This window comes from uncultured Tenacibaculum sp. (assembly GCF_947495995.1).
Taxonomy (GTDB): domain Bacteria; phylum Bacteroidota; class Bacteroidia; order Flavobacteriales; family Flavobacteriaceae; genus Polaribacter.
The window spans coordinates 176831-197767 of sequence record NZ_CANMAX010000001.1; the positions used below are offsets into that span (position 1 = coordinate 176831).

17 protein-coding genes are annotated in these 20937 nt (G+C 31.2%); 6 read left to right on the forward strand and 11 right to left on the reverse strand.

Going from position 1 to position 20937, the window contains the following annotated elements; translation table 11 throughout:
* Positions 1-39 precede the first annotated feature (39 nt).
* Positions 40-783, reverse strand: coding sequence for a hypothetical protein (locus Q1A15_RS00775; protein WP_299617376.1), 744 nt, complete (start codon positions 781-783; stop codon positions 40-42).
* On the reverse strand, positions 783-1823 hold the full coding sequence (rlmN, locus tag Q1A15_RS00780) for a 23S rRNA (adenine(2503)-C(2))-methyltransferase RlmN (RefSeq protein ID WP_299617379.1): 1041 nt from the start codon (positions 1821-1823) through the stop codon (positions 783-785). Before rlmN ends, Q1A15_RS00775 begins: the two co-directional genes overlap by 1 nt.
* Positions 1824-2432: 609 nt before the next feature.
* On the opposite strand from rlmN, the gene Q1A15_RS00785 reads away from it, so the two are divergent.
* Positions 2433-2954 carry a glutathione peroxidase gene (locus Q1A15_RS00785; protein WP_299617381.1) on the forward strand — a complete coding sequence of 174 codons (522 nt, stop codon included), beginning with the start codon at positions 2433-2435 and terminating at the stop codon, positions 2952-2954.
* A gap of 5 nt (positions 2955-2959) precedes the next feature.
* Here the strand turns inward: Q1A15_RS00785 and Q1A15_RS00790 are convergent, their stop codons facing one another.
* The 4 genes from Q1A15_RS00790 to Q1A15_RS00805 form a co-directional block, all read right to left on the reverse strand.
* Positions 2960-3535, reverse strand: a complete 576-nt coding sequence (locus Q1A15_RS00790; RefSeq protein ID WP_299617383.1) for an NAD(P)H-dependent oxidoreductase — start codon at positions 3533-3535, stop codon at positions 2960-2962.
* A 56-nt stretch (positions 3536-3591) separates the two neighbouring features.
* On the reverse strand, positions 3592-4155 hold the full coding sequence (locus Q1A15_RS00795; RefSeq protein WP_299617385.1) for a Crp/Fnr family transcriptional regulator: 564 nt from the start codon (positions 4153-4155) through the stop codon (positions 3592-3594).
* Positions 4156-4237: 82 nt separating this feature from the next.
* The gene (queA, locus tag Q1A15_RS00800) at positions 4238-5287 is read right to left on the reverse strand and encodes a tRNA preQ1(34) S-adenosylmethionine ribosyltransferase-isomerase QueA (protein ID WP_299617387.1); all 1050 of its coding nucleotides are present in this window, start codon (positions 5285-5287) and stop codon (positions 4238-4240) included.
* 67 nt (positions 5288-5354) lie between these two features.
* Complete coding sequence (locus Q1A15_RS00805) at positions 5355-6587, reverse strand: 3-phosphoshikimate 1-carboxyvinyltransferase (protein ID WP_299617389.1); 1233 nt, start codon at positions 6585-6587, stop codon at positions 5355-5357.
* A 41-nt stretch (positions 6588-6628) separates the two neighbouring features.
* Here Q1A15_RS00805 and Q1A15_RS00810 point away from each other — a divergent pair, with 41 nt between their 5' ends.
* Positions 6629-9736, forward strand: a complete 3108-nt coding sequence (locus tag Q1A15_RS00810; protein WP_299617391.1) for a glycosyl hydrolase — start codon at positions 6629-6631, stop codon at positions 9734-9736.
* Between the two features lie 90 nt (positions 9737-9826).
* On the opposite strand, the gene Q1A15_RS00815 is transcribed toward Q1A15_RS00810, so the two are convergent.
* From Q1A15_RS00815 to Q1A15_RS00835, 5 genes are all read right to left on the reverse strand, one after another.
* On the reverse strand, positions 9827-13960 hold the full coding sequence (locus Q1A15_RS00815) for a fibronectin type III domain-containing protein (protein ID WP_299617393.1): 4134 nt from the start codon (positions 13958-13960) through the stop codon (positions 9827-9829).
* Positions 13961-14394: 434 nt separating this feature from the next.
* On the reverse strand, positions 14395-14643 hold the full coding sequence (locus Q1A15_RS00820; protein WP_299617396.1) for a hypothetical protein: 249 nt from the start codon (positions 14641-14643) through the stop codon (positions 14395-14397).
* Entirely contained in the window at positions 14644-14970 is a 327-nt protein-coding gene (locus Q1A15_RS00825) for a nucleotide pyrophosphohydrolase (protein WP_299109156.1), read from the reverse strand.
* Positions 14971-15116: 146 nt separating this feature from the next.
* Positions 15117-16496 (reverse strand): glycosyl hydrolase family 8, encoded by a 1380-nt coding sequence (locus Q1A15_RS00830; protein ID WP_299617398.1) that lies wholly within the window; start codon positions 16494-16496, stop codon positions 15117-15119.
* A 90-nt stretch (positions 16497-16586) separates the two neighbouring features.
* Positions 16587-17804 (reverse strand): MFS transporter, encoded by a 1218-nt coding sequence (locus tag Q1A15_RS00835; RefSeq protein ID WP_299617400.1) that lies wholly within the window; start codon positions 17802-17804, stop codon positions 16587-16589.
* A gap of 309 nt (positions 17805-18113) precedes the next feature.
* Here Q1A15_RS00835 and Q1A15_RS00840 point away from each other — a divergent pair, with 309 nt between their 5' ends.
* The 4 genes from Q1A15_RS00840 to Q1A15_RS00855 all read left to right on the forward strand — a co-directional run bounded on the left by Q1A15_RS00840 (position 18114) and on the right by Q1A15_RS00855 (position 20894).
* Complete coding sequence (locus Q1A15_RS00840; RefSeq protein WP_299617403.1) at positions 18114-18524, forward strand: hypothetical protein; 411 nt, start codon at positions 18114-18116, stop codon at positions 18522-18524.
* A gap of 27 nt (positions 18525-18551) precedes the next feature.
* Positions 18552-19154 (forward strand): DUF1684 domain-containing protein, encoded by a 603-nt coding sequence (locus Q1A15_RS00845; RefSeq protein WP_299617405.1) that lies wholly within the window; start codon positions 18552-18554, stop codon positions 19152-19154.
* Between the two features lie 3 nt (positions 19155-19157).
* A complete protein-coding gene (locus tag Q1A15_RS00850; RefSeq protein WP_299617407.1) occupies positions 19158-19883 on the forward strand; it encodes a hypothetical protein in 726 nt (241 codons plus the stop codon).
* Between the two features lie 213 nt (positions 19884-20096).
* A complete protein-coding gene (locus Q1A15_RS00855; protein ID WP_299617409.1) occupies positions 20097-20894 on the forward strand; it encodes a hypothetical protein in 798 nt (265 codons plus the stop codon).
* The last annotated feature ends 43 nt before the right edge of the window (positions 20895-20937 follow it).

Consider the following 20937-nt stretch of genomic DNA (forward strand, 5'->3'; position numbering starts at 1 on the left):
ATAATTAACGAAATTTTACCAAAAATTATGCCAAATTATTTAGGATCTCTTATTGATTCTCTTGAATCTTTGCCAAACTTCTTTATTCTTTCTTTTATAAATTGAAAGCGTTCCTCTATCTAATCCATAATAGAAAAAACATATTCCTGAAGGAGGATTTGCACTTGGTAGAAATTCAAATTTCCCATAAGCTATACTTGGCCAGATCCAACAGTCTAGTGATGTTCCTACGATCTCTACTACAGCAACGATAAAATACATACTCAAATAAAACAATCGTTCTTTTGGATATTTACGTAAAGAATAAAAAACTAAAATTGTAAGTATAAATCCAAAAATATCTTTTCGAAAAATTAAAAATAGCACAGCATAAATCACGATACAAATTGAGATAAATATCTCTATTTGTTTTCGATATGATTTTACTTTCGGTTTTCTTGAAAAGAAATAAATACCTAGAAAAATTACTGCGTGACCAAAAGGTACATAATGAGGAATATTATGTAATCTATAAGCATACATTCCTAAAACTAGGGAAAAAAGATATTCCCCTATTATTCCTATAATTAGAGCGTAAATTAATTGTTCTCTAACTCTTGATGTTCCTTTAATGAAAAAATAAACGTAGACAAAAATGACTAATATATTATTCAACCATTGCCCGTGTTCGAAATAGTTTTCAGCAAAAAACTTACTATCTAAAAATAATCCTAGAAAAATGATAAAAATTAACCAACCAATAGATTGAAGAGTTTGCCCGAATAATGTTTTAGAAAGATTCATTAAGATTTGTTAGCTAATTGTCCACATGCAGCATCAATATCTTTACCTCTAGACCTTCGAACATTTACTACAATATCGTGCATTTCTAAGTTAGAAATATAATTGTTTAATGCATTTTGAGAAGCCTGTTGAAATTCACCATCATCAATTGGGTTATATTCAATCAGATTCACTTTTGCAGGTACGTATTTACAAAACTTCACTAAAGCGTCAATATCTTCTTTTCTATCATTAATTCCTTGCCAAACCACATATTCATATGTTATTTTTCTATTGGTTTTCTCATACCAATATTCTAACGCTTCTCTCAAATCTTTTAATGGAAACGTAGAATTAAATGGCATTATTGACGTTCGAACTTCATCAATAGCCGAATGTAAAGAAACTGCTAGATTAAATTTCACTTCATCATCAGCCATTTTCTTAATCATTTTTGGCACTCCAGAAGTAGATAACGTAATACGTTTTGCAGACATTCCTAAACCTTCAGGAGAAGTGATTTTATCTATCGCTTTAATCACATTATTGTAATTCATAAGCGGCTCTCCCATTCCCATAAAAACAATATTTGTTAATTTATGATTGTGGTATAATCTACTTTGTTGATCGATGGCCACTACCTGATCGTAAATTTCATCTGCATTTAAATTACGCATACGTTTTAAACGTGCAGTGGCGCAGAATTTACAATCTAAACTACAACCAACTTGACTCGAGACACAAGCTGTAGTTCTTTTTTCAGTTGGAATTAAAACCGATTCTACAATTAAGCCATCGTGAAGTTTAATTGCATTTTTAATGGTACCATCGTTACTACGTTGCATGGTATCAACTTCGATATGATTAATCACGAAATTTGCATCTAACATTTCTCGTGTTGCTTTAGAAATATTCGTCATATCATCGAAAGTATGTGCTGCTTTGCTCCACAACCATTCATATACTTGATTACCTCTAAAAGCTTTATCTCCATTTTCAACAAAGAAATCTCTAAGTTGTTCTTTCGTAAGCGCCCTAATGTCTTTTTTCTGTGATTTCATCACTGCAAAAATACAGTATTGATTCTAAAGCGAAAATCTTTAGAAAAACAAAGATTAAAAATACTTTATTTTTGTAGCCTTCTGAGAAAACATCTAAATAAGCACTATGAAAAATGAAATGAAATCTTTTAAAACTAAAGCAGAAATTCTATTTATTCTTTATGGAATTTATATTCTTTTGTTAGTAGGTTTATTATATGCTACAGGTCATAAAGTAGATTTTTTTAGCTATGCCAACATTGAGATTTTAAGCACAACAATACTATTTTTATCTACATCTGTGTTTTTAATTGTTTACACAGTAACTCCAGTTAAATCAATTCGTTTTCTTCTGATATTATTATTAATAGCTTGCGCTTCGATAATTATCTATAATCTTTATTTGATAGTTTCTATTAATCCTGATTATTTTGAAATACTCTTTCCGCTGTCCTTTTGTTTGTTTATTTTGATTCAAACTATAAACACGATATATTTTTTATTCAAAAAAAACTAATACTTAGAATATTTCAAAATAGTTGAAATAACTACTCAAAATATATTCATAACATAAAAAACAATTAATTTTACGTTTCGAAAGCATTAGCTATAACTTTAAAACATCTGAATATGAAAATCTTAAATAAGGCTAAATTATTTTCATCTGCTTCCGAAGTAGAAAAACAATCTATTTATGACATTAAGATTAATGATATTCGAAATCAGCCAATTTCACTTTCAGATTTTAAAGGCAAAAAAATACTATTCGTTAATGTGGCTTCTAAATGCGGATTCACAAAACAATACAAAGAGCTACAAGAGTTAAGTGAAACTTACAAAGACCAACTAACTGTTGTTGGTTTACCTTGTAACCAATTTGGAAGTCAGGAACCAGGAAACGAAACACAAATTCAAGAATTTTGTGATATCAATTTTGGTGTTACTTTTCCTTTAACAGAGAAAATAAAAGTAAAAGGTAGTAAACAACATCCTTTATACAATTGGTTAACATCAAAAAGTTTAAACGGAGAAAAGAATTCTAAAGTTCGATGGAATTTTCAAAAGTATTTAGTTGATGAGCAAGGAAATCTAATTGATTATTTTTATTCGACAACAAAACCTACAAATACTAAAATAACATCTAAATTGTAACATAATTACTTTAAGCTTTTACCAAGATTAAAAACTTTCTCTAACCATTTTTTACGAAAATTTTGAGTTGAATTTTTAATTGGAGCAATGTATGTGAGTTTTGTTGGTTTTACTCCACAAAACGCTAGAATTCCTTTTTTTAGTTGATTAATTACTGAGTTTTTTAAATACAAAGAATAATACCATTTTGGAGAATCTGATGTTATAATTAATCGAGCAGTTTTACCTTTTAATAACTTTTTAGGTAATAACTTTCCTTCTTCTATATCAAACATAATTCCTGGTAAAAAAATTCTATCGATAAAACCTTTTAATATTGCTGGCATTCCTGCCCACCAAATAGGAAAAATCCAAACTAAATGATCTGCTGCTTTTATCTTTTCAATCGCAAATTGTAAATCTGGTTCAAGTTCAGTTCGTTTTCGATATCCGAATTGTAAATTAGGATTAAAATCAAGTTCTCTTACATTTATAATTTCTACTGAATCCTGTATACATTTTGCTCCTTGATAATACGCATCAGCCAAAGCGTTATTGAAACTTTCTTTATCAGGATGCCCATTTATAATTAAAATATTCATTGTTTAATTTTTTAGCTAAATAACAATGAACCTAAACTTTAAAAAAGGACAAATGTCTAATAAACGGTTTTTCGAATCCTACTTAAATGTCGTTGTGTAATTCCTAAATAAGAGGCTAAATAATTTAGTGGGATTTCTTTGATTAGTTGGGGCTGATTTTGCATTAAGTCTAAATATTTATGTTCAGCAGTTTCTTTCTGAAGCATAAATATTCTTCGCTCCAATTCTATGTATTCATATTCGGTTAAAATTTTCAGCAACATCGTCCAATTTGCACTTTCTTTTTCTAGTTCAATTAATTGACTTTTAGTCCACATCAAAATTTCTACATCGGTAATTGCTTGTAGATTTTCTACTGATGGTTTCCCTGTTAAATAAGAAGAGTAAGCCGATGCAAAAGAACCAGCAAATCTGAAACAATACGTAATATCTTCTTCATTTGAAGACGAATAAAACGATCTTAAAATTCCTTCTTTTATAAATCCAATTTTGGTATTTACTTTACCACTTTCCGCTAAAAAATCTCCTTTCTTAATCCTCTTTATTTCTGCTTGATTCATAAAATTTTGAATCTCTTCTTCTGATAAAACCTGAAAACTTCTTAAATATTCTTTTAGCATAATTGACTGATAAATCTTCTCTTAAATGAAAAAACCGGATAACGTAAAGTTACCCGGTTTTCTTTATAATTTTTTGAAAATATTAAATAATTAACATCGCATCTCCGTACGAGTAAAATTTATATTTTTCTTTAATTGCTTCTTGATAAGCTTCCATTACAAAATCGTGACCAGCAAATGCTGAAATCATCATTAATAATGTAGACTTAGGTGTATGGAAATTTGTTACCATACAGTTTGCGATACTAAAATCATAAGGAGGGAAAATAAATTTGTTTGTCCATCCTTCATAATTATTTAATCTTTTGCTTGCTGAAACTGAAGACTCTACAGTTCTCATTACCGTTGTTCCTACTGCACAAATTCTTCTTTTCTTTTCAATAGCATTGTTAACTACATCACAAGCTTCTTGAGGAATGATAATTTTCTCAGAATCCATTTTATGCTTAGATAAATCTTCAACTTCAACTGGATTAAAAGTACCTAATCCAACGTGAAGTGTCATTTCAGCAAAATCAACTCCTTTAATTTCTAAACGCTTCATTAAGTGCTTAGAAAAGTGTAACCCTGCAGTTGGTGCAGCTACTGCTCCTTCGTGCTTAGCAAAAATTGTTTGGTAACGCTCTTCATCTTCTGGCTCAACATCTCTCTTGATATATTTAGGTAATGGTGTTTGCCCTAATTCAATAAGTTTTCTTCTAAACTCATCGTAAGAACCATCAAATAAGAAACGTAAAGTTCTTCCTCTAGATGTAGTGTTATCAATTACCTCAGCTACTAAACTCTCATCTTCACCAAAGAATAATTTGTTTCCGATACGAATTTTACGTGCTGGATCTACTAAAACATCCCATAATCTGTGCTCTGCATTTAACTCTCTTAATAAGAAAACTTCAATTCTTGCTCCAGTTTTTTCTTTATTACCAAACATACGAGCAGGAAAAACCTTCGTATTATTCAACATCATTACATCACCTTCATCAAAATAATTGATTAAATCTTTAAACAACTTATGTTCAATAGTTTGTTCTTTACGATTTAATACCATTAAACGAGCTTCATCTCTGTGCTCAGAAGGATATTCAGCTAATAATTCACTAGGTAATTCAAAATTAAATTGAGATAATTTCATTGTAGTTCTATATTATATGGCGGCAAATATACGATTTCAACATAGGGCTTGTCAAGCGTTTCATCTTTTATTTTAAGACTTCTTGCTCTATTCCAATCTTTTCAAAATCAGACCAAAAGTTCTGATACGATTTTGTTACAACTTTAGCATCCGCTATTTTTATCGGAACTTTAAGTGCTAAAGGCGCAAAAGCCATAGCCATTCTATGATCGTGATATGTTTCTATCGTTACGTTTTCTTTTATCGCATCAGATTTTTTCAAGAACAACTCTTCGTTGGTTACACTAATATCTCCACCTAACTTTGTTATTTCTTCTTTTAAAGCCTCTAAACGATCCGTTTCCTTAATTTTCAAGGTATGTAAGCCTTCTAAATCACAAGGAACTTCTAGAGCAAAACAAGTAACAGCAATAGTTTGTGCTATATCTGGAGCCTTAACTAAATCTAAATTTAGTTTTTCTTTATTAGCTTCTCTTACTTTTTTCAATGTAATGGTATGCTCATTAAAATCGGTAGTTACACCAAAATGCTCATAGATTATTGATAAACAACTATCACCTTGTAAACTTTCTTTTTTGTACGACGATAATGTTATTTCTGTTCCAACTTCGCTTAAAGCTACTAATGAATAATAATATGATGCAGAACTCCAATCTGCTTCAACAATAATATTTTTTGCTGTAATATTTTCTTTTTTGAAAACTTCGATAGTATTTCCTTCAAATTTTGTTTCAATTCCTAATTGATTCAACAAACTCAAAGTCATGTTGATATATGGAATAGAAGTAATCTCTCCTGTAAGCTCTAATTTTAATCCGTTAGGCAGACTCGGAGCAATTAACAATAAAGCCGATATATACTGACTACTAACATTTCCTGCTATTGAAACATTGTCTTTCGTTAACTTCTTACCAACTATTTTTAATGGTGGATATCCATCTTTCTCCAAATAGGTAATATCTGCACCAAGATCTCTTAATGCATCTACCAAAATTTTAATTGGTCTGTTATGCATACGCTCAGATCCTTGTAAAACTTTTGTAGTTCCTTCTTGTGATGAAAAAAGTGCTGTTAAAAATCGCATTGTAGTACCTGCGTGCCCAATATCCGCAATTTCTGAATCTCCACTTAATGCATTTTGCATGTGTACAGAATCATCAGAACTAGAAAGGTTTTCTATAACTAATTCTGGAAATAATTGTTGTAGAATTAATAATCTATTCGATTCACTTTTGGAACCTGATATTACAACACTATTTTTAAATAATTGATTTTTAGGAATCTTTAACAATAAGTCCATTAACAAAATTTTATATTTAGCTTTTTAATCAACTAAATCAAATGAAAAAACTACTTTTTATAGGGGCAATCCTGCTCCTATTCTTCGAAATCAAAGTTAATGCTCAAAATGACAATAGCCAATTTTCTGAAGAATATTTTAACGCAATCGATTGGAGAAACATCGGCCCGCATCGAGGAGGACGAAGTTGTGCTGTTACTGGTGTAGCAAAAAAGCCCAATCTTTTCTATATGGGAACTACAGGTGGTGGTATTTGGAAAACTATAGATGCTGGTAATACTTGGCAAAATATTTCTGATGGTTTCTTTGGAGGATCAGTTGGATCTATCGCAGTAAGTGAATGGGACAACAACGTTATCTACGTTGGAATGGGAGAAAAAACTGTTCGTGGAAATGTATCTTCTGGAGACGGTGTTTGGAAATCTGAAGATGCTGGTAAAACCTGGAAACATGTTGGTTTACCTAACTCTAGACACATCCCAAGAATACGAATTCATCCTAAAAATCCTGATATTGTTTTCGCTGCTGTTTTGGGTGATTTATACAAGTCTACTGAAGAAAGAGGTGTATACAAATCTATAAATGGAGGTAAAACTTGGAAAAAAGTTTTATTTAGCAATACAGATGCAGGAGCTATCGATTTAATTATCGATCCTAGTAACCCAAGAACTTTATATGCTTCTACTTGGAACGTTAGAAGAACTCCTTACAGTTTATCTAGTGGTGGTGAAGGTTCTGGAATTTGGAAAAGTACTGACGAAGGTGAAACATGGACTAACATTTCTAAAAACTCTGGATTACCTAAAGGTGTTTGGGGAATTTCTGGTTTAGCTGTATCTCCTTTAAATTCTGACATTGTTTGGGCGATTATTGAAAATAAAAAAGGTGGTGTTTATAAATCTTTAGACGGAGGTAAAACTTGGAGATTAATAAACAAGGAACGTAAACTTCGCCAAAGAGCTTGGTACTACACTAGAATTTATGCCGACACTGAAGATGAAAACACAGTATATGTTTTAAATGTTCGTTATCATAAATCTACAGACGGTGGTAGAACTTACAAAACATACAATGCTCCGCATGGAGATCATCATGATTTATGGATTGCTCCTGAAGACAATCAACGTATGATTATTGCTGATGATGGTGGTGGACAAATTTCTTTTGATGCTGGTGAGAACTGGTCTACATATTTAAATCAGCCAACTTCTCAATTTTATCGTGTAACTACAGACAATCATTTTCCGTATAGAATTTATGTTGCTCAACAAGATAATTCTACGATTAGAATAGCTCATAGAACAGATGGAAGGTTTATTACTGAACAAGATTGGGAATCAACAGCAGGTGGAGAAAGTGCTCATATCGCTGTAGATCCTTTAAATAATGACATTGCTTATGGTGGAAGTTACGGTGGATTATTAACTCGTGTGAACCATAAAACTGGAGAATTTAGAGCGGTTAATGTTTGGCCAGATGATCCTATGGGACATGGTGCTGAAGATTTTAAATATCGTTTTCAATGGAATTTCCCTGTATTATTTTCTCCAAATAACAAGAAAAAATTATACGCGGCATCTAATCATTTACACGCAACAACTAATGAAGGTCAATCTTGGGAAGTTATTAGTCCAGATTTAACTAGAAATGATCCTAAAACATTAGGCCCATCAGGTGGTCCAATTACAAAAGATAACACTGGAGTTGAGTACTACGGAACTATTTTCGCTGTCGCTGAAGTTCCTGGTGAAAATGGAGTAATTTATACAGGTTCTGACGATGGTTTAGTTCATATCACAAAAGATGGTGGAAAAAACTGGACGAACATAACTCCGAAAAAAATGCCGGAATGGATGATGATTAATTGTATTGAAATTGATCCTCACACTAAAGGTGGAGCTTACATCGTTGGAACAAAATATAAAACTGGAGACTACCAACCTTATATCTACAAAACAGAAGATTATGGAAAGTCTTGGAAAAAAATTACCTCAGGAATAGGAAACGAAGATTTCACTAGAGCTTTACGTGCAGATCCTAAAAGAAAAGGATTACTATATGCTGGTACAGAAAGAGGAATGTATATTTCTTTCAACGATGGTAAAAACTGGCAGAAATTCCAATTGAATTTACCTTTAGTTCCGATTACTGATTTAGCTGTTAAGGAAAATAATTTAATTGCAGCTACACAAGGTCGTTCATTATGGATTATTGATGATTTAACTCCATTACACCAATTAAACAATACACTTCAAAAAGAAGATTTCTTTGTTTATAAACCTAAAGAAAGTTATAGAATGGGTGGAGGAAATGGAGCTAAATCTAGAAGAAATGGAACAAACTATTATGGTGGAGTTCCTGTAAATTATTATTTAAAAAAGTATACTAAAAAAGATACTGTAGCTCTTAAATTTTACGATAGTTCTAAAAATTTAATCCGTGCTTTTAGTACTCATCCTGATACAAAACAAAAAGAAGGAAAATTAAAAGTAAAAGAAGGCGACAATGTTTTTTATTGGAATATGATGTATACTGGAGCTGAACGTGTAAAAGGTATGATTTTATGGTGGGCTTCTTTAAGCGGACCAATGGCTTTACCTGGAGAATATAAAGTAGATTTAGTTGTAAACGGAAAATCTAAATCTCAAAACTTCACAATTAAAAACAAGCCAAATTCAGAATCTACACCCCAAGATTTAAAAGCTCAATTTGACTTTATCAATAGCATTAATGCAAAAATGACTGAGATTCATAAAGCATTAAAAAATGTAAAGAAAGTTAGAAATCAAGTTACTACTTTAAAGAAGTCTATTAAAGATAAAAAGAAACATAAAGAGCTATTAGACTTTGCTGATAAATTAGTTAAGGAAATGACTGTTGTTGAAAACAACTTATATCAAACTAAGAGTAAGAGTAATCAAGATCCTTTAAATTTCCCTATTAAATTAAATAACAAATTAGGACATTTAAACTCATTGACTAGAATTGGTGATTATAAACCTACTGATCAAGCGATTGCTTTTAAAAATGAAATCACAAAAGATATCGACATTGAATTGAATAAATTATACAATATCTTTAACTCTAAAGTAAAAGAGTTAAATCAGAAAGTAAAAGCTAGTCAAATTGATTTTATTCAACTAGATTAACGGAAAGAAAGTTATTCAATAAAATTATAGCATAAAAAAAGACTGTTTAAATAAATTTAAACAGTCTTTTTATTTAAGGAATTATATAAATTACTTCACGATTACACGCATTGTAGTTTCTGTATATTTATTACTTAAGTTTAATAAGTAAATTCCTGTAGCTAAATTATCAGTAGCTATAGTTCCATTCTCTAATCTTCCAGTTTTTAATGCCTGTCCGAATGTATTAAAGATTGTATAAGAAGTGTTTGTTAATTCTTTAGAAGAAATTATTCTTAAAACATTTCCTTTTACAACAGGATTTGGTCCTATTTTAACTGAAGCTAATATATCTTCATCTTCATCTCCTAAAAGGTCATTTCTTACATCAAAATCTTGAGCTGATACAACAGCTGTAGAAGAAGAACAAGATCCTTCGTAGATTCTTACGTTAGTAAACGTAGATGTATTTCCTGAACCTCCATCATTATCGTTAATGAAAACTAATCTATTCATAGTTCCTGTATAAGAAGCTCCAACAGTAATTGCATACGTACGAGTTCCACCAGCATAATTATCAAAATTAGTGATACCATAATTTTGAGTTCCATGAAGTTTGAAATAGTTATTAGCCGATAAGTTATTATCAGTTTCAAAACCAATACCATGAATTTCACCTTCAGAAGCACTACTAAATTCGAATTCTATTACTGTATTCGGTGTTACCGTGTAATCTAAAGGAATAGATTTCCATGTATTGTTTGTTAATGTTATAGATGATCCATCTGTACTTACAGAGAAATTTCCAGCATTATCTTGGTTTGAGAAACTAGATACTGTAAAGTTGTTGAAATCTAAAGCTTCACAAGCAGGGCTTGTTGGGTTTCCTGAATTTCCTCCAGCAGTTAAAGCAAGGTTATCAATTGCAATATCACTAGACCAACTTGTTCCTGTAACTCCTACGAAACGTAAGCTAACTGTTCCTCCTAAATAAGCAGCTAAATCTACAGATACATCATTCCATTGGTTTCCTTGGTTACTAGAATCTGTCCATAAATTTACCCAAGTAGTTCCATCTGTAGACGCTTGTAAAGTTAAAGAACCTACACTTGTTCCAAACATATGGTTACTGAAAGAAAAACTTGCAGAAGACTCTCCAGAAAGATCAAAACAAGGACTTTGTAAAATTGCCGTAGCATTATTCCCTATTTGTCCAGCACTATTATTTGTTGATGCTTCTAAGAATAAATAAAAACTTCCATCAGCACCATTACTTGGTCCAGTTCCACTTGAAGGTGTTCCTCCACTATCTCTTAACCAGTTTCCATCATCACCAGTAACTTGAGTCCATCCATCATTCGTTTCAAAACTTTCACTATATGGGAAAGAAGCTACTGTTGAGGTACATGATGAACTTGCACCACCAGTTGTAGTTACATTTACCGCTGCACTTGCATTAGATTCGTTGTTAGCAGCATCTTTCGCTCTTACTGTAAATGAGTAAGCTGTATTTGCAGTTAAACCTGTAATATTTGTAGAAGTTGATGCTGTAGTTCCTACTAAGGCTGATCCTTGATACACATCGTATCCAGTTACTCCTACATTATCAGTTGAAGCACTCCAACTTAATGTTAATGAGGTAGCTGTAACATTAGAAGCTGTAACATTATTTGGTCTACTTGGCGCTTGTGTATCTGCAGCTGTATTCGCTGTAAACTCTCCTGTAAACACTCCTCTACCATAAGTAGAAGCTATAATTCTATTTTCTGTATTATTTCCGTTAACGTTCCAGTAATCGAAAGCAGTTACACTTACATCACTCATTCCGTTATAAGCTTGTGTCCAATTTGGAGCAGCATCGTTAAAGTTTGAAGTTGACCAAACTCCTAATTGAGTTGCCAAAATTGCTTCATTTCTATCTAATGGATTTTGTAAGATATCTCTAACAGGGATATTCGGTAAATTACCTTCTCTGTTTACCCAGTTAGCTCCACCATCTGTAGTAGCCCAAACACTTACAACTCCATAGTTGTGCATTGTTACAAAAATATCGTTCTCAGTAGCACCAAATCTTACAGAAGAAATAGAACCTACGAATGGTGTATTTATTTGAGTAAAAGTTGCATTACTATTATTCACTCCAGACAATCTTAGTAATCTACCATTTGCTAAACCAACAAACCATCTGTTGTTTGTGAAAGGAGAAGCTCTGAAAGCCGTAGGAGATGCGTTTAATAAAGTGTTAGTTAATGTACCTCTTGAGTTTGCAGCAACATTAATACTTAAGATAGAAAAAGCAGCTGGTGTAGTACTTGTAGCTCTTGTTGAGTTATTTGATAATAAACGATTCGCGTCACTATCATAATCCATTGGATTTACGAAGTCACCAGTAGTTTGACTACTCGATAAAGTTGTAGCACCACCTTGAATTCTACTTCTTCCATTCCATGGTAAATTAAAACGATAAATTACATTGTTTGTGAATGTAGAAATCATAAACTGACCATCTTTATCAACAAACGTATAGAATCCATCACCATCACTTAATTCAGTAGAACTATTGATTCCTGCAGTAGCATTTCTAAAGGCTTGTGTACCGTTATCTTGTGCTCCAGCAGTAAAAATTCCATCTCTATCACCTGGACCATCTGGTCCTATTCCAGCTTTTACAAACTGAGTTACATTATATCCTCTATTTCTTGAAGCTATTGTTCCTCCACCATTATTTGAATAGTATACACCACCATCGTTACCAAATAACATTCTAGTTGAAGAATTACCTGCAAAAGCTATTGCATGGTGATCTGCATGAACTAAACTAGCATTTCTAAGACCTAAGTTTCTCCATTGAGATATTTGAGTCCAAGATCCACCACCATTAGTACTTCTAAATAAATCGATACCTCCAACAAAAACTACGTCATCATCATTTGGATCAGTTTCTATTACTAAATCATAAAATGCTTGTCCTCTTGTAAAGTCATTCGCTGGAATTCCGTTATCTGCATCATTAGGTAAACTTAAAGTTCTTACTGTACCAAATGCGTTTGTAGTTTCGAAAATACGAACTGGAGAAGCACTTGTTGTTCCTTGTGCTAATGCATATAATCTATTTGGATTTGTAATTGAAGGCTCTAATTCTACTCTGTTAGATTCTACTAAAGGAGAAGCAGCTGCTTCCGTCCAAGTAGCTCCGTTTGTAGAACTAAATACTCTTCCTCCTCCTTGACCCAAACCAGGAGTTGTAATTGTACCCATCCATAATCTATTATCCGATCCAACTTCTAAATCATTTGGAATGAAATAATAGTTTGCTCCACTAAATTCGAATCCCATACCTGCAGCTTCAACTCTGTTCCAAGTATTTCCGTTATCAGTAGAACGATATAATCCTGCAGATTGTAATCCTAACCAGTTTGTTGGCGAACTTGCATCTGAATAAACGTTAGCTCCAACTCCAACAAATAATTCTGTAGAAGTTCCATTATCCCAAGCTAAAATATCGTTTACATAATTGATTCCTGATAAGAAAAGGTTTCCTGCATTAAAATCAAATGTAGCAGCACCAGCAGCAGGAATATTTACGGCTGTCCAAGTTGTACCACCATCTGTACTTCTATACACACCGTTACCTACAACATCTCCAGCAGTATATTGCTCACCAGTTCCTAAATACCAGTTGTTTGAATTTCTTGGATCAACAGTAATTGATGTTACAGATAAGTTACCTGGAACATTTTGTACTCTTTGCCATTGAGAATTTGCATTAGTAATATCGTTATTCACCCATAAACCACCACTAACTCCACCAGCGTAAACTCGTCTATTATTAGCATCGTTTGGATCGAATAATATTGCTCTAGTTCTACCTCCAACATTATTTGGTCCTCTTTCTACCCATGGAGAATTATTATCACCAGGAACTCTTCGAGCAATTCTTTCTGACCTTAGTTGTTCACGAAGTTTTGTTACATTTTCATCTTCTAATCTTCCCGTGTTTGGGTTGATTGTTAACTCCCACATTTGTTCGAAATACTTGTTCGGAGGAAGTCCGTTTAACTTTCTAGTTTTTTTATCCCATTGAAGTCTTTCCTTAAAGGGACTATTTTTTAAGAAGTTTGCGTGAGTTTCTCTTTGTGTTTCGATTTCTTTTTTAAGCTTATAAGATTGATATTCTTTATAACCTAAAGAAGTAACTAAAACCATCGACAAACCACCAAGTAAAAGTTTGAGATTACTTTTCATTTTAAGAAGGGTTTTTAAGTTGGTTAATTTTAAAAGAAAAATTAATATTTTCTTAATTTATTTAAAATCCGGAAACCAAAAATACAAAAACATTAAAGTATTCTCAGTAAAAATGCTTTTTTAATAAATATTTAATAAATAAACATAAAAACAACTTAAAACAAAAACATAATAAAAGTTTTTAACTCTCAATTTAGATTATTGATAAAAAATTAAGTTAAAACAAATAAATAACAAAATAATAACCTTAATTTAATTGTATGAAATTTCACAAAACTCAATAATTTGTGTAAAAAATATAAGATCTTAAAACTTATTTTAAAAATGTTGAAATAATTATAGGGCTTATAATGTCATTTTAATATTTCTTAAGCATACAATAAAAAAACCACCTTATTTAAAAGATGGCTTTTAATATTTTATTGATGATTTTTCTATTTCATTTTTTTCATGACTGTATACATCCCATAACCAAAACTTATAATTAATCTAGGCACAAGAAAGTTAATCCATTTACCATTTTTGAACTCTTTATCAAATACTGCCTGAAAATCACCAGAAAAAATTAGTCTTCCGTTATAAAAAAGCAGAGAAAAAATAATTACAAAAATGAAGAAAGGTATGCTTACTTTGAGTACATTTTTCCAAAACAATGGACTCTTTAATTTTTCAATTACAGTCATTTATTTTAACTTTTCGTTGTTATGATGACGATCGTGATCACGTTTTGTTTTGATATCTAACTTTTTATCAAAAGCCTCTTGTAGATTAACTCCTGTTTGATTTGCTAAACACAACACTACAAAAACCACATCTGCTAATTCTTCACCTAAATCTTTTTGTTTATCGCTTTCTTTTTCACTTTGCTCTCCATATCTACGAGCAATAATTCGAGCAACTTCTCCTACTTCTTCAGTAAGTTGAGCCATATTTGTTAATTCGTTAAAATAACGAACTCCATGATTCTTAATCCAATCGTCTACTTGTTTTTGTGCGTCTTGTATATTCATATTTGTATTGAAATTTCACATTCAAAAATACTACACTTATCATAAAAAACATAGCGAGAAAGAATCAAATCCTTTCTCGCTAAATATCCTTAACTATAATAAATTAGGTTTTTGCGTACAAAAAAACCACTATAGAAGTTGGACTTCTATTTCTTTATAAATTTAATTTTCACTTTACCACTATTGATAAAGTAAATCCCAGTCGGAAGCTCTGAAACATCAACTAATTCCATATTAGAATTTTTCACATCGGTAGTCATAATTTCTTTACCTAATGTATTGTATATTTTCACCTTTTTACCTAATTCAAAATTTACCAAACGTAATTCGTTCGTTGTTGGATTAGGATAAATAATAATATCTTTTTGTTGTTGTACCACTTCTTCGTTACTCAATACTTCTGAAACAGGGTTGTAAAAATTCCCTGATAAAGTAAACATGTAAATAACACGTAATGTTGTTGCAAAATAAGCTGTAGATGTTAAATTTTTAGTAGTGCTATATGCATTATCTACTACAGTTTGGTTTGAATTCATTAAAGAAGCTGCAAAAGAACCTGTATACGTAGGATCTTTAAATGTGTGAATTTGTGTTCCGTCTTGATTATAACCTGCCGTAATATTATCTAAACCTCCTACTCTGCTAACAAAGTTTTCGCACTTTGCTAAATATGACGACGCATCAGTTTTTCCAAACCAGATGTAATCAGTAGCAATTCTCCAAGGTGTTCTTGCTGCATCATAATAAAACGATTTCCCTGAATTAAATGCCCAAGGAACAATATCTGAATATGAACCATCTGCCTTACACCAATCTGAGACTAAACAATCAACTGCATTATTAACAGATAAATTCGCATTTAAAATTTCATATGTTTTAGCAGTTACATTATCCCAAAACTGCACATCGTTTGTAAACTTTCCATAAACTCTAAAGTAAGCTGGTGCAAAATAAGAAGGATTTGTATTGTTTGATCCTCCCCAAGCATCTCCTGGTTTTAACACATAACTTGTTGCTTCGATTTCATGTTGCTTCATTATCGCAATTAAATCTTTAGCTTCTTGGTGATAATTTAAAATACCAGTATTACCAAAACGATTTCCTGCTATAATTAAAGCTATAGCAGCATCTAATTCAGCATCTGTTGCTCCATTTTGACCATTTACTGTATCACAACCTTCAATTTTCCAGTTCATTACTCCGTTTGCATTTGTATGGCTTTTATAGTATTTCCATAAACCATCAAAAAGCTCTTTATCATTTGCATAAGCAGACAATAACATTCCGTAAGCAATTCCTTCAGAAACCGTAAAATTTGGATCATCGAATTTAATTCTAGCACGACCACCTGTACAAGTGGTTGCAAAATTTGCTTTCCATTGTACATAAGCATCTTTTAAATCTGCTTCTTGAACATTACTTGGCATTGAACCAAAAGGATAAGTCGTGTTTGAAAATTGAATATTTGAGTTTTGTGCGACAATACTTACTACACAAAACAGCAAAAGAAGTGTAATTTTTCTCATTACTATTTGGGGATTTGGTTAATTATATACAATAACTCAAGTTTTGTATAAAAATTATAATCCCCAAATAATATTATTTAAAAGATTTTATCATTTTCCTATACTATTTTCTAGTCGTTTAGTTTTGAATAATAGTAGCAACAGAAAAAGTCCGCTTAACAAAGAAAGACCAAATACAATATACCAAGTATTATCAAAACCAATTTTATCAACTAAATGCATTCCAGAGAAATGACCAAAAACATGAGCTATTGAAAATGAGATACTATACCAAGACATATATTCCCCCTGACTTCCTCTTTTTGCTCTTTCTAATGCATATGCATTTGAAAACGGAAACATCACCATTTCACCAATAGTCATTAAAAACATTCCAACGAGTAAAATTCCAACCCAGCCAGTCATATTCAACACAATAAAACTTAAGGTTACTAAAATTCCTCCTCCGAACATTAAAGCTATTTTTGTGTGTTTCGAATCTTCTAAAGCTTTTACTAATGGCATTTCTAACAAGAAAATAATAAGTCCGTTTGCTCCTAATAATAATCCTATTTCAAATTCTGACAAATGATGAACATCTCTGTAGTACAATGGAATTGTTGAGAAATATTGTAAGAAAACCACTCCGAATAACGCCATTGCTACAAAGAAAATCCAGAATAATTTATCAGAATATATAGATAACGGATTCTCGTTTTTCACTTCATCAATTACTCTAGCTTTCTTAGGATTTAATACATTTATCAATAAGATGGTTGCCAATACACAAGTAACTCCATCTACCCAAAATAAACCTTGATAACCTAAAGTTGTAATAATTAAACCTCCCATAGCCGGACCAGCCGAAAAACCAAGATTAATTGCCAAACGGATTAATGTTACAGACCTTGTTTTATTTTCTGGTTTACTATATAAACTTAACGCAACGAACATTGCTGGACGAAACGTATCTGCAACTGTCATCAACACAAAAATTGAAGCACAAAATCCAATTAAAGTTGTCACGTACTGTAATAACACAAATAGAATACCTGTAAGAAACAAACTTACTTGCATCACTTTGTAATATCCGATTTTATCGGTTAAATATCCTCCTAATTTTGATCCAACTACAGATCCTAAACCAAAGAAGACCATAATAAGCCCAACATCTGAAAATGAGAAGTTGAGTCCTTCTTTTAAATACAATGATAAAAATGGAATTACCATTGTTCCTGCTCTGTTGATGAGCGTAATTAAAGACAACCACCATACCTCTTTTGAGAGGCCTTTAAAAGTTGCTAAGTAATTCGTAAATAACTTTTTCATAATTGTTTGTTTTAAGTTGACGTAATAAAAAATAAAAAGTCCGGCTAAAAGCCGGACTTAATGCAATTGTATATTTTTATATAGATATAACATTTATACATAACAAGCCCGACTGAGCGATAGTTTAACTACCGATCTCCACTGCTTATATGTACATGTGTTTTTCATGATTATTTTCTAATTACTATACAAACATATACAAAATATGAATAGGTTGTATATGAAATACTTATTTTGTTTTTAATCGCATTTCAACTAACTTCGTAATCACTTATTAATCGTTTAACTATTCTTTAGAGAAATCTGGCTATGGACAATAATATACTGTATGAAATTTTAGCAAAAAATGCTGATCAAATTGAAGGTTCTGAAGGATATTGGAAATTTGAAATTAATGAGATTGCTTTTATGTGTTTAACAGATCAACTTCATAATAGAATGCGAATTATTGCACCAATCACTGAAGCAAATGATCTTACCGACACGCAGCTTAAAAAATGTATGGAGGCCAATTTTCATTCTACTTTGGATGTACGTTATGCTGTTTCTGATGGAATTTTATGGACTGCTTTTATACATCCATTACAAGAGTTATCAGAAAATCAAGTAATCGATGCTTTATCTCAGATATATTCTAGTGTAAGAACATTTGGATCAACATATAGCAGCGGATCTTTAAGTTTTTTAACTGAAGAAGAACGAAAGTTTCGATTAAACTAAATCACTTATTTATTTTAGAACTTATTTATGAAGAAAGTTATAGTATTTCTTTTCTTATCTCTATTATTATCATGTAATTCAGGAAAGAGAAAACCTCAAGGAGAATCTGAATTTCAACGTAAAATGAATGCTAAATTTAAAGATGCTTCAACTTCTCCGTTAACCAAAAGTGGTTTACGAAAATTTAAAGGATTAGCTTTTTTCCCGGTTAATGAGAAATTTAAAGTTTCAGCAAGATTAACAAAAACTCCAAACGGAAAAGTCTTTAACTTTCCTACAACAACTTCTGAAACTGTTAAGTATAAAAAATACGGTGTTATTCAATTTTCAATAGATGGAAAAGATTTTGAATTAGATATTTACAAAGATCCAAACCCAAGAATTGATTATAAGAATCACTTATTTCTTCCTTTTTTAGACGAAACTAATGGTAAAGGTTCTTATGGTGGAGGACGTTTTATTGACGTTTTAACTACAGATATTAAAGAAGACGGAACAGTCACTATAGATTTCAATACTGCTTACAATCCTTATTGCGCATATAACAAATTGTATTCTTGCCCAATTACTCCAAGAAATAATTCTTTAGCTATTGCTATCGAAGCTGGTGTAATGGATTATAAAAAATAGTGTATGAAAATCTATCAACTTACACTTTTAATTATTTGTCTGTATTTCTTAACATCTTGTAAAAAAGATGGATATATACAACTAAAACTTCCAAAAGAGAATTTAGAATTCTATTCTTTCAGTTTAGAACAGAGAGGTATAAAAAATAATATGATAATTCTGAAAAAATCTAAATCCTATAAAGAGTTAGAAAAATATATCTCACAATTAGATAGTTTGAAAATTACTGACAACATTAACTTTCAACCAGAATATACGATTATAAGTGATAGTTTTAAACTTAGTCTTAATTATGAAAAATTAGGAATTGAATATTTAACTAAGGAAAAGAAACACATAAAACTTATTAAAGACATTCATTACAAAGAAGTTTTTTCTTTAAATTTTCCTGGTAGTGAAGCTTATGAATATAAAAAGTATGGAGATTTTTATGGTATTGGACAATTTAAAAAAGACACTTATCTTTTTTGTGGACTTGAAGCTGATTCTGTAAAATACTGGTATAAAAAAGGCTTTTGGAAATTCCTAAACAAAGAAAAGCAATTGATTGCTGAAGGAACATTTGATGTTTTCACAGATACAATTAAAGGTCATGGAGGTTGTTTTTATCCTTATAAATATTCTAAAATTGACACAAAAAAGTGGAAGTTTTATAATAGTGAACAAGAGCTAACTACCCCTTCTTTATCATTAATCTACCAACTTGAAAAGCTTAAAATAACAGATTAAATAAATCGTTATTTTTCTTTAAACAATATCTCATCTTATTGTTAAGTATTCTTCTCTTCAATATACCTCCCAAACTATTGATTCACATAAAAATATATTAAAAAAACTAACAAACACAACTGTTTTTATCTTAATACATATTTAATAATCAGCATGTTTTTTCATCACATTGTGAAAGTAGTTTTGATCCTATTAACCTCAAAATTTAAACTCATGAAAAAACATTTCAAACTTTTAGCTTTTACAATCTTATCAACACTTTTTATGATAAGCTGTAATAATGAAAACAACACTCCAGAAGCAGAAGCAATTGGACTAGAGCAACAAGAAGAACAAATTTTCTCTGGTGAAAAAACAATCAATGAGCATTTAGTAAACTATAAAGTTGTTGCTACAAATGAATTTGTTTTTACTGGAACTGTATTAATCGATCATCTTTCTTTAGAAGCAGCCGTAAATTATCAAAATCAATCTATAGATTTTGATGGAAAAGATGCCGTATTAACTTTAGATCAAAAAGAAACATTATTAGATTTAGGAAAAGAAATTTCTAAATACTTATTTAAAGGAGAAACCACTGATCAGTTTTCTATGGCTGAATTTACATTATTACGATTATTAGAATATTGGGCAAAATCTCCAACAGGATACCCACACAAAAAGACTCGCATTGCTTCTGACATTAATGAAAATGAATCATTACAAAATAGAAACGAAGGAATTACGTGTATCAGAAAAAATACTTTTGTAACTGCTGAATACGATGATGATCGTGGAAATATTCGTGAATCTATTTTAGTAAATGGAGAACGTTGTATTGGCCGTTGTGGATCTGGTTGTGGTTCTTTTTTCACTGTTGCTAGTGCGTGGACAAAAGACTGTTTAGATCATGATAGATGCGGTCGCGTTAACGGAAGTAGTACTGACCCTTTTGATAGTGAATGTGGTGATGAATACAGAGAAGCTGCTGACGATTACTTATTTGGAGTAATTCGAGGATGTAGAGGATAAACTAACAAATAAAAACCCCACTTATTAAAAAGTGGGGTTTGTT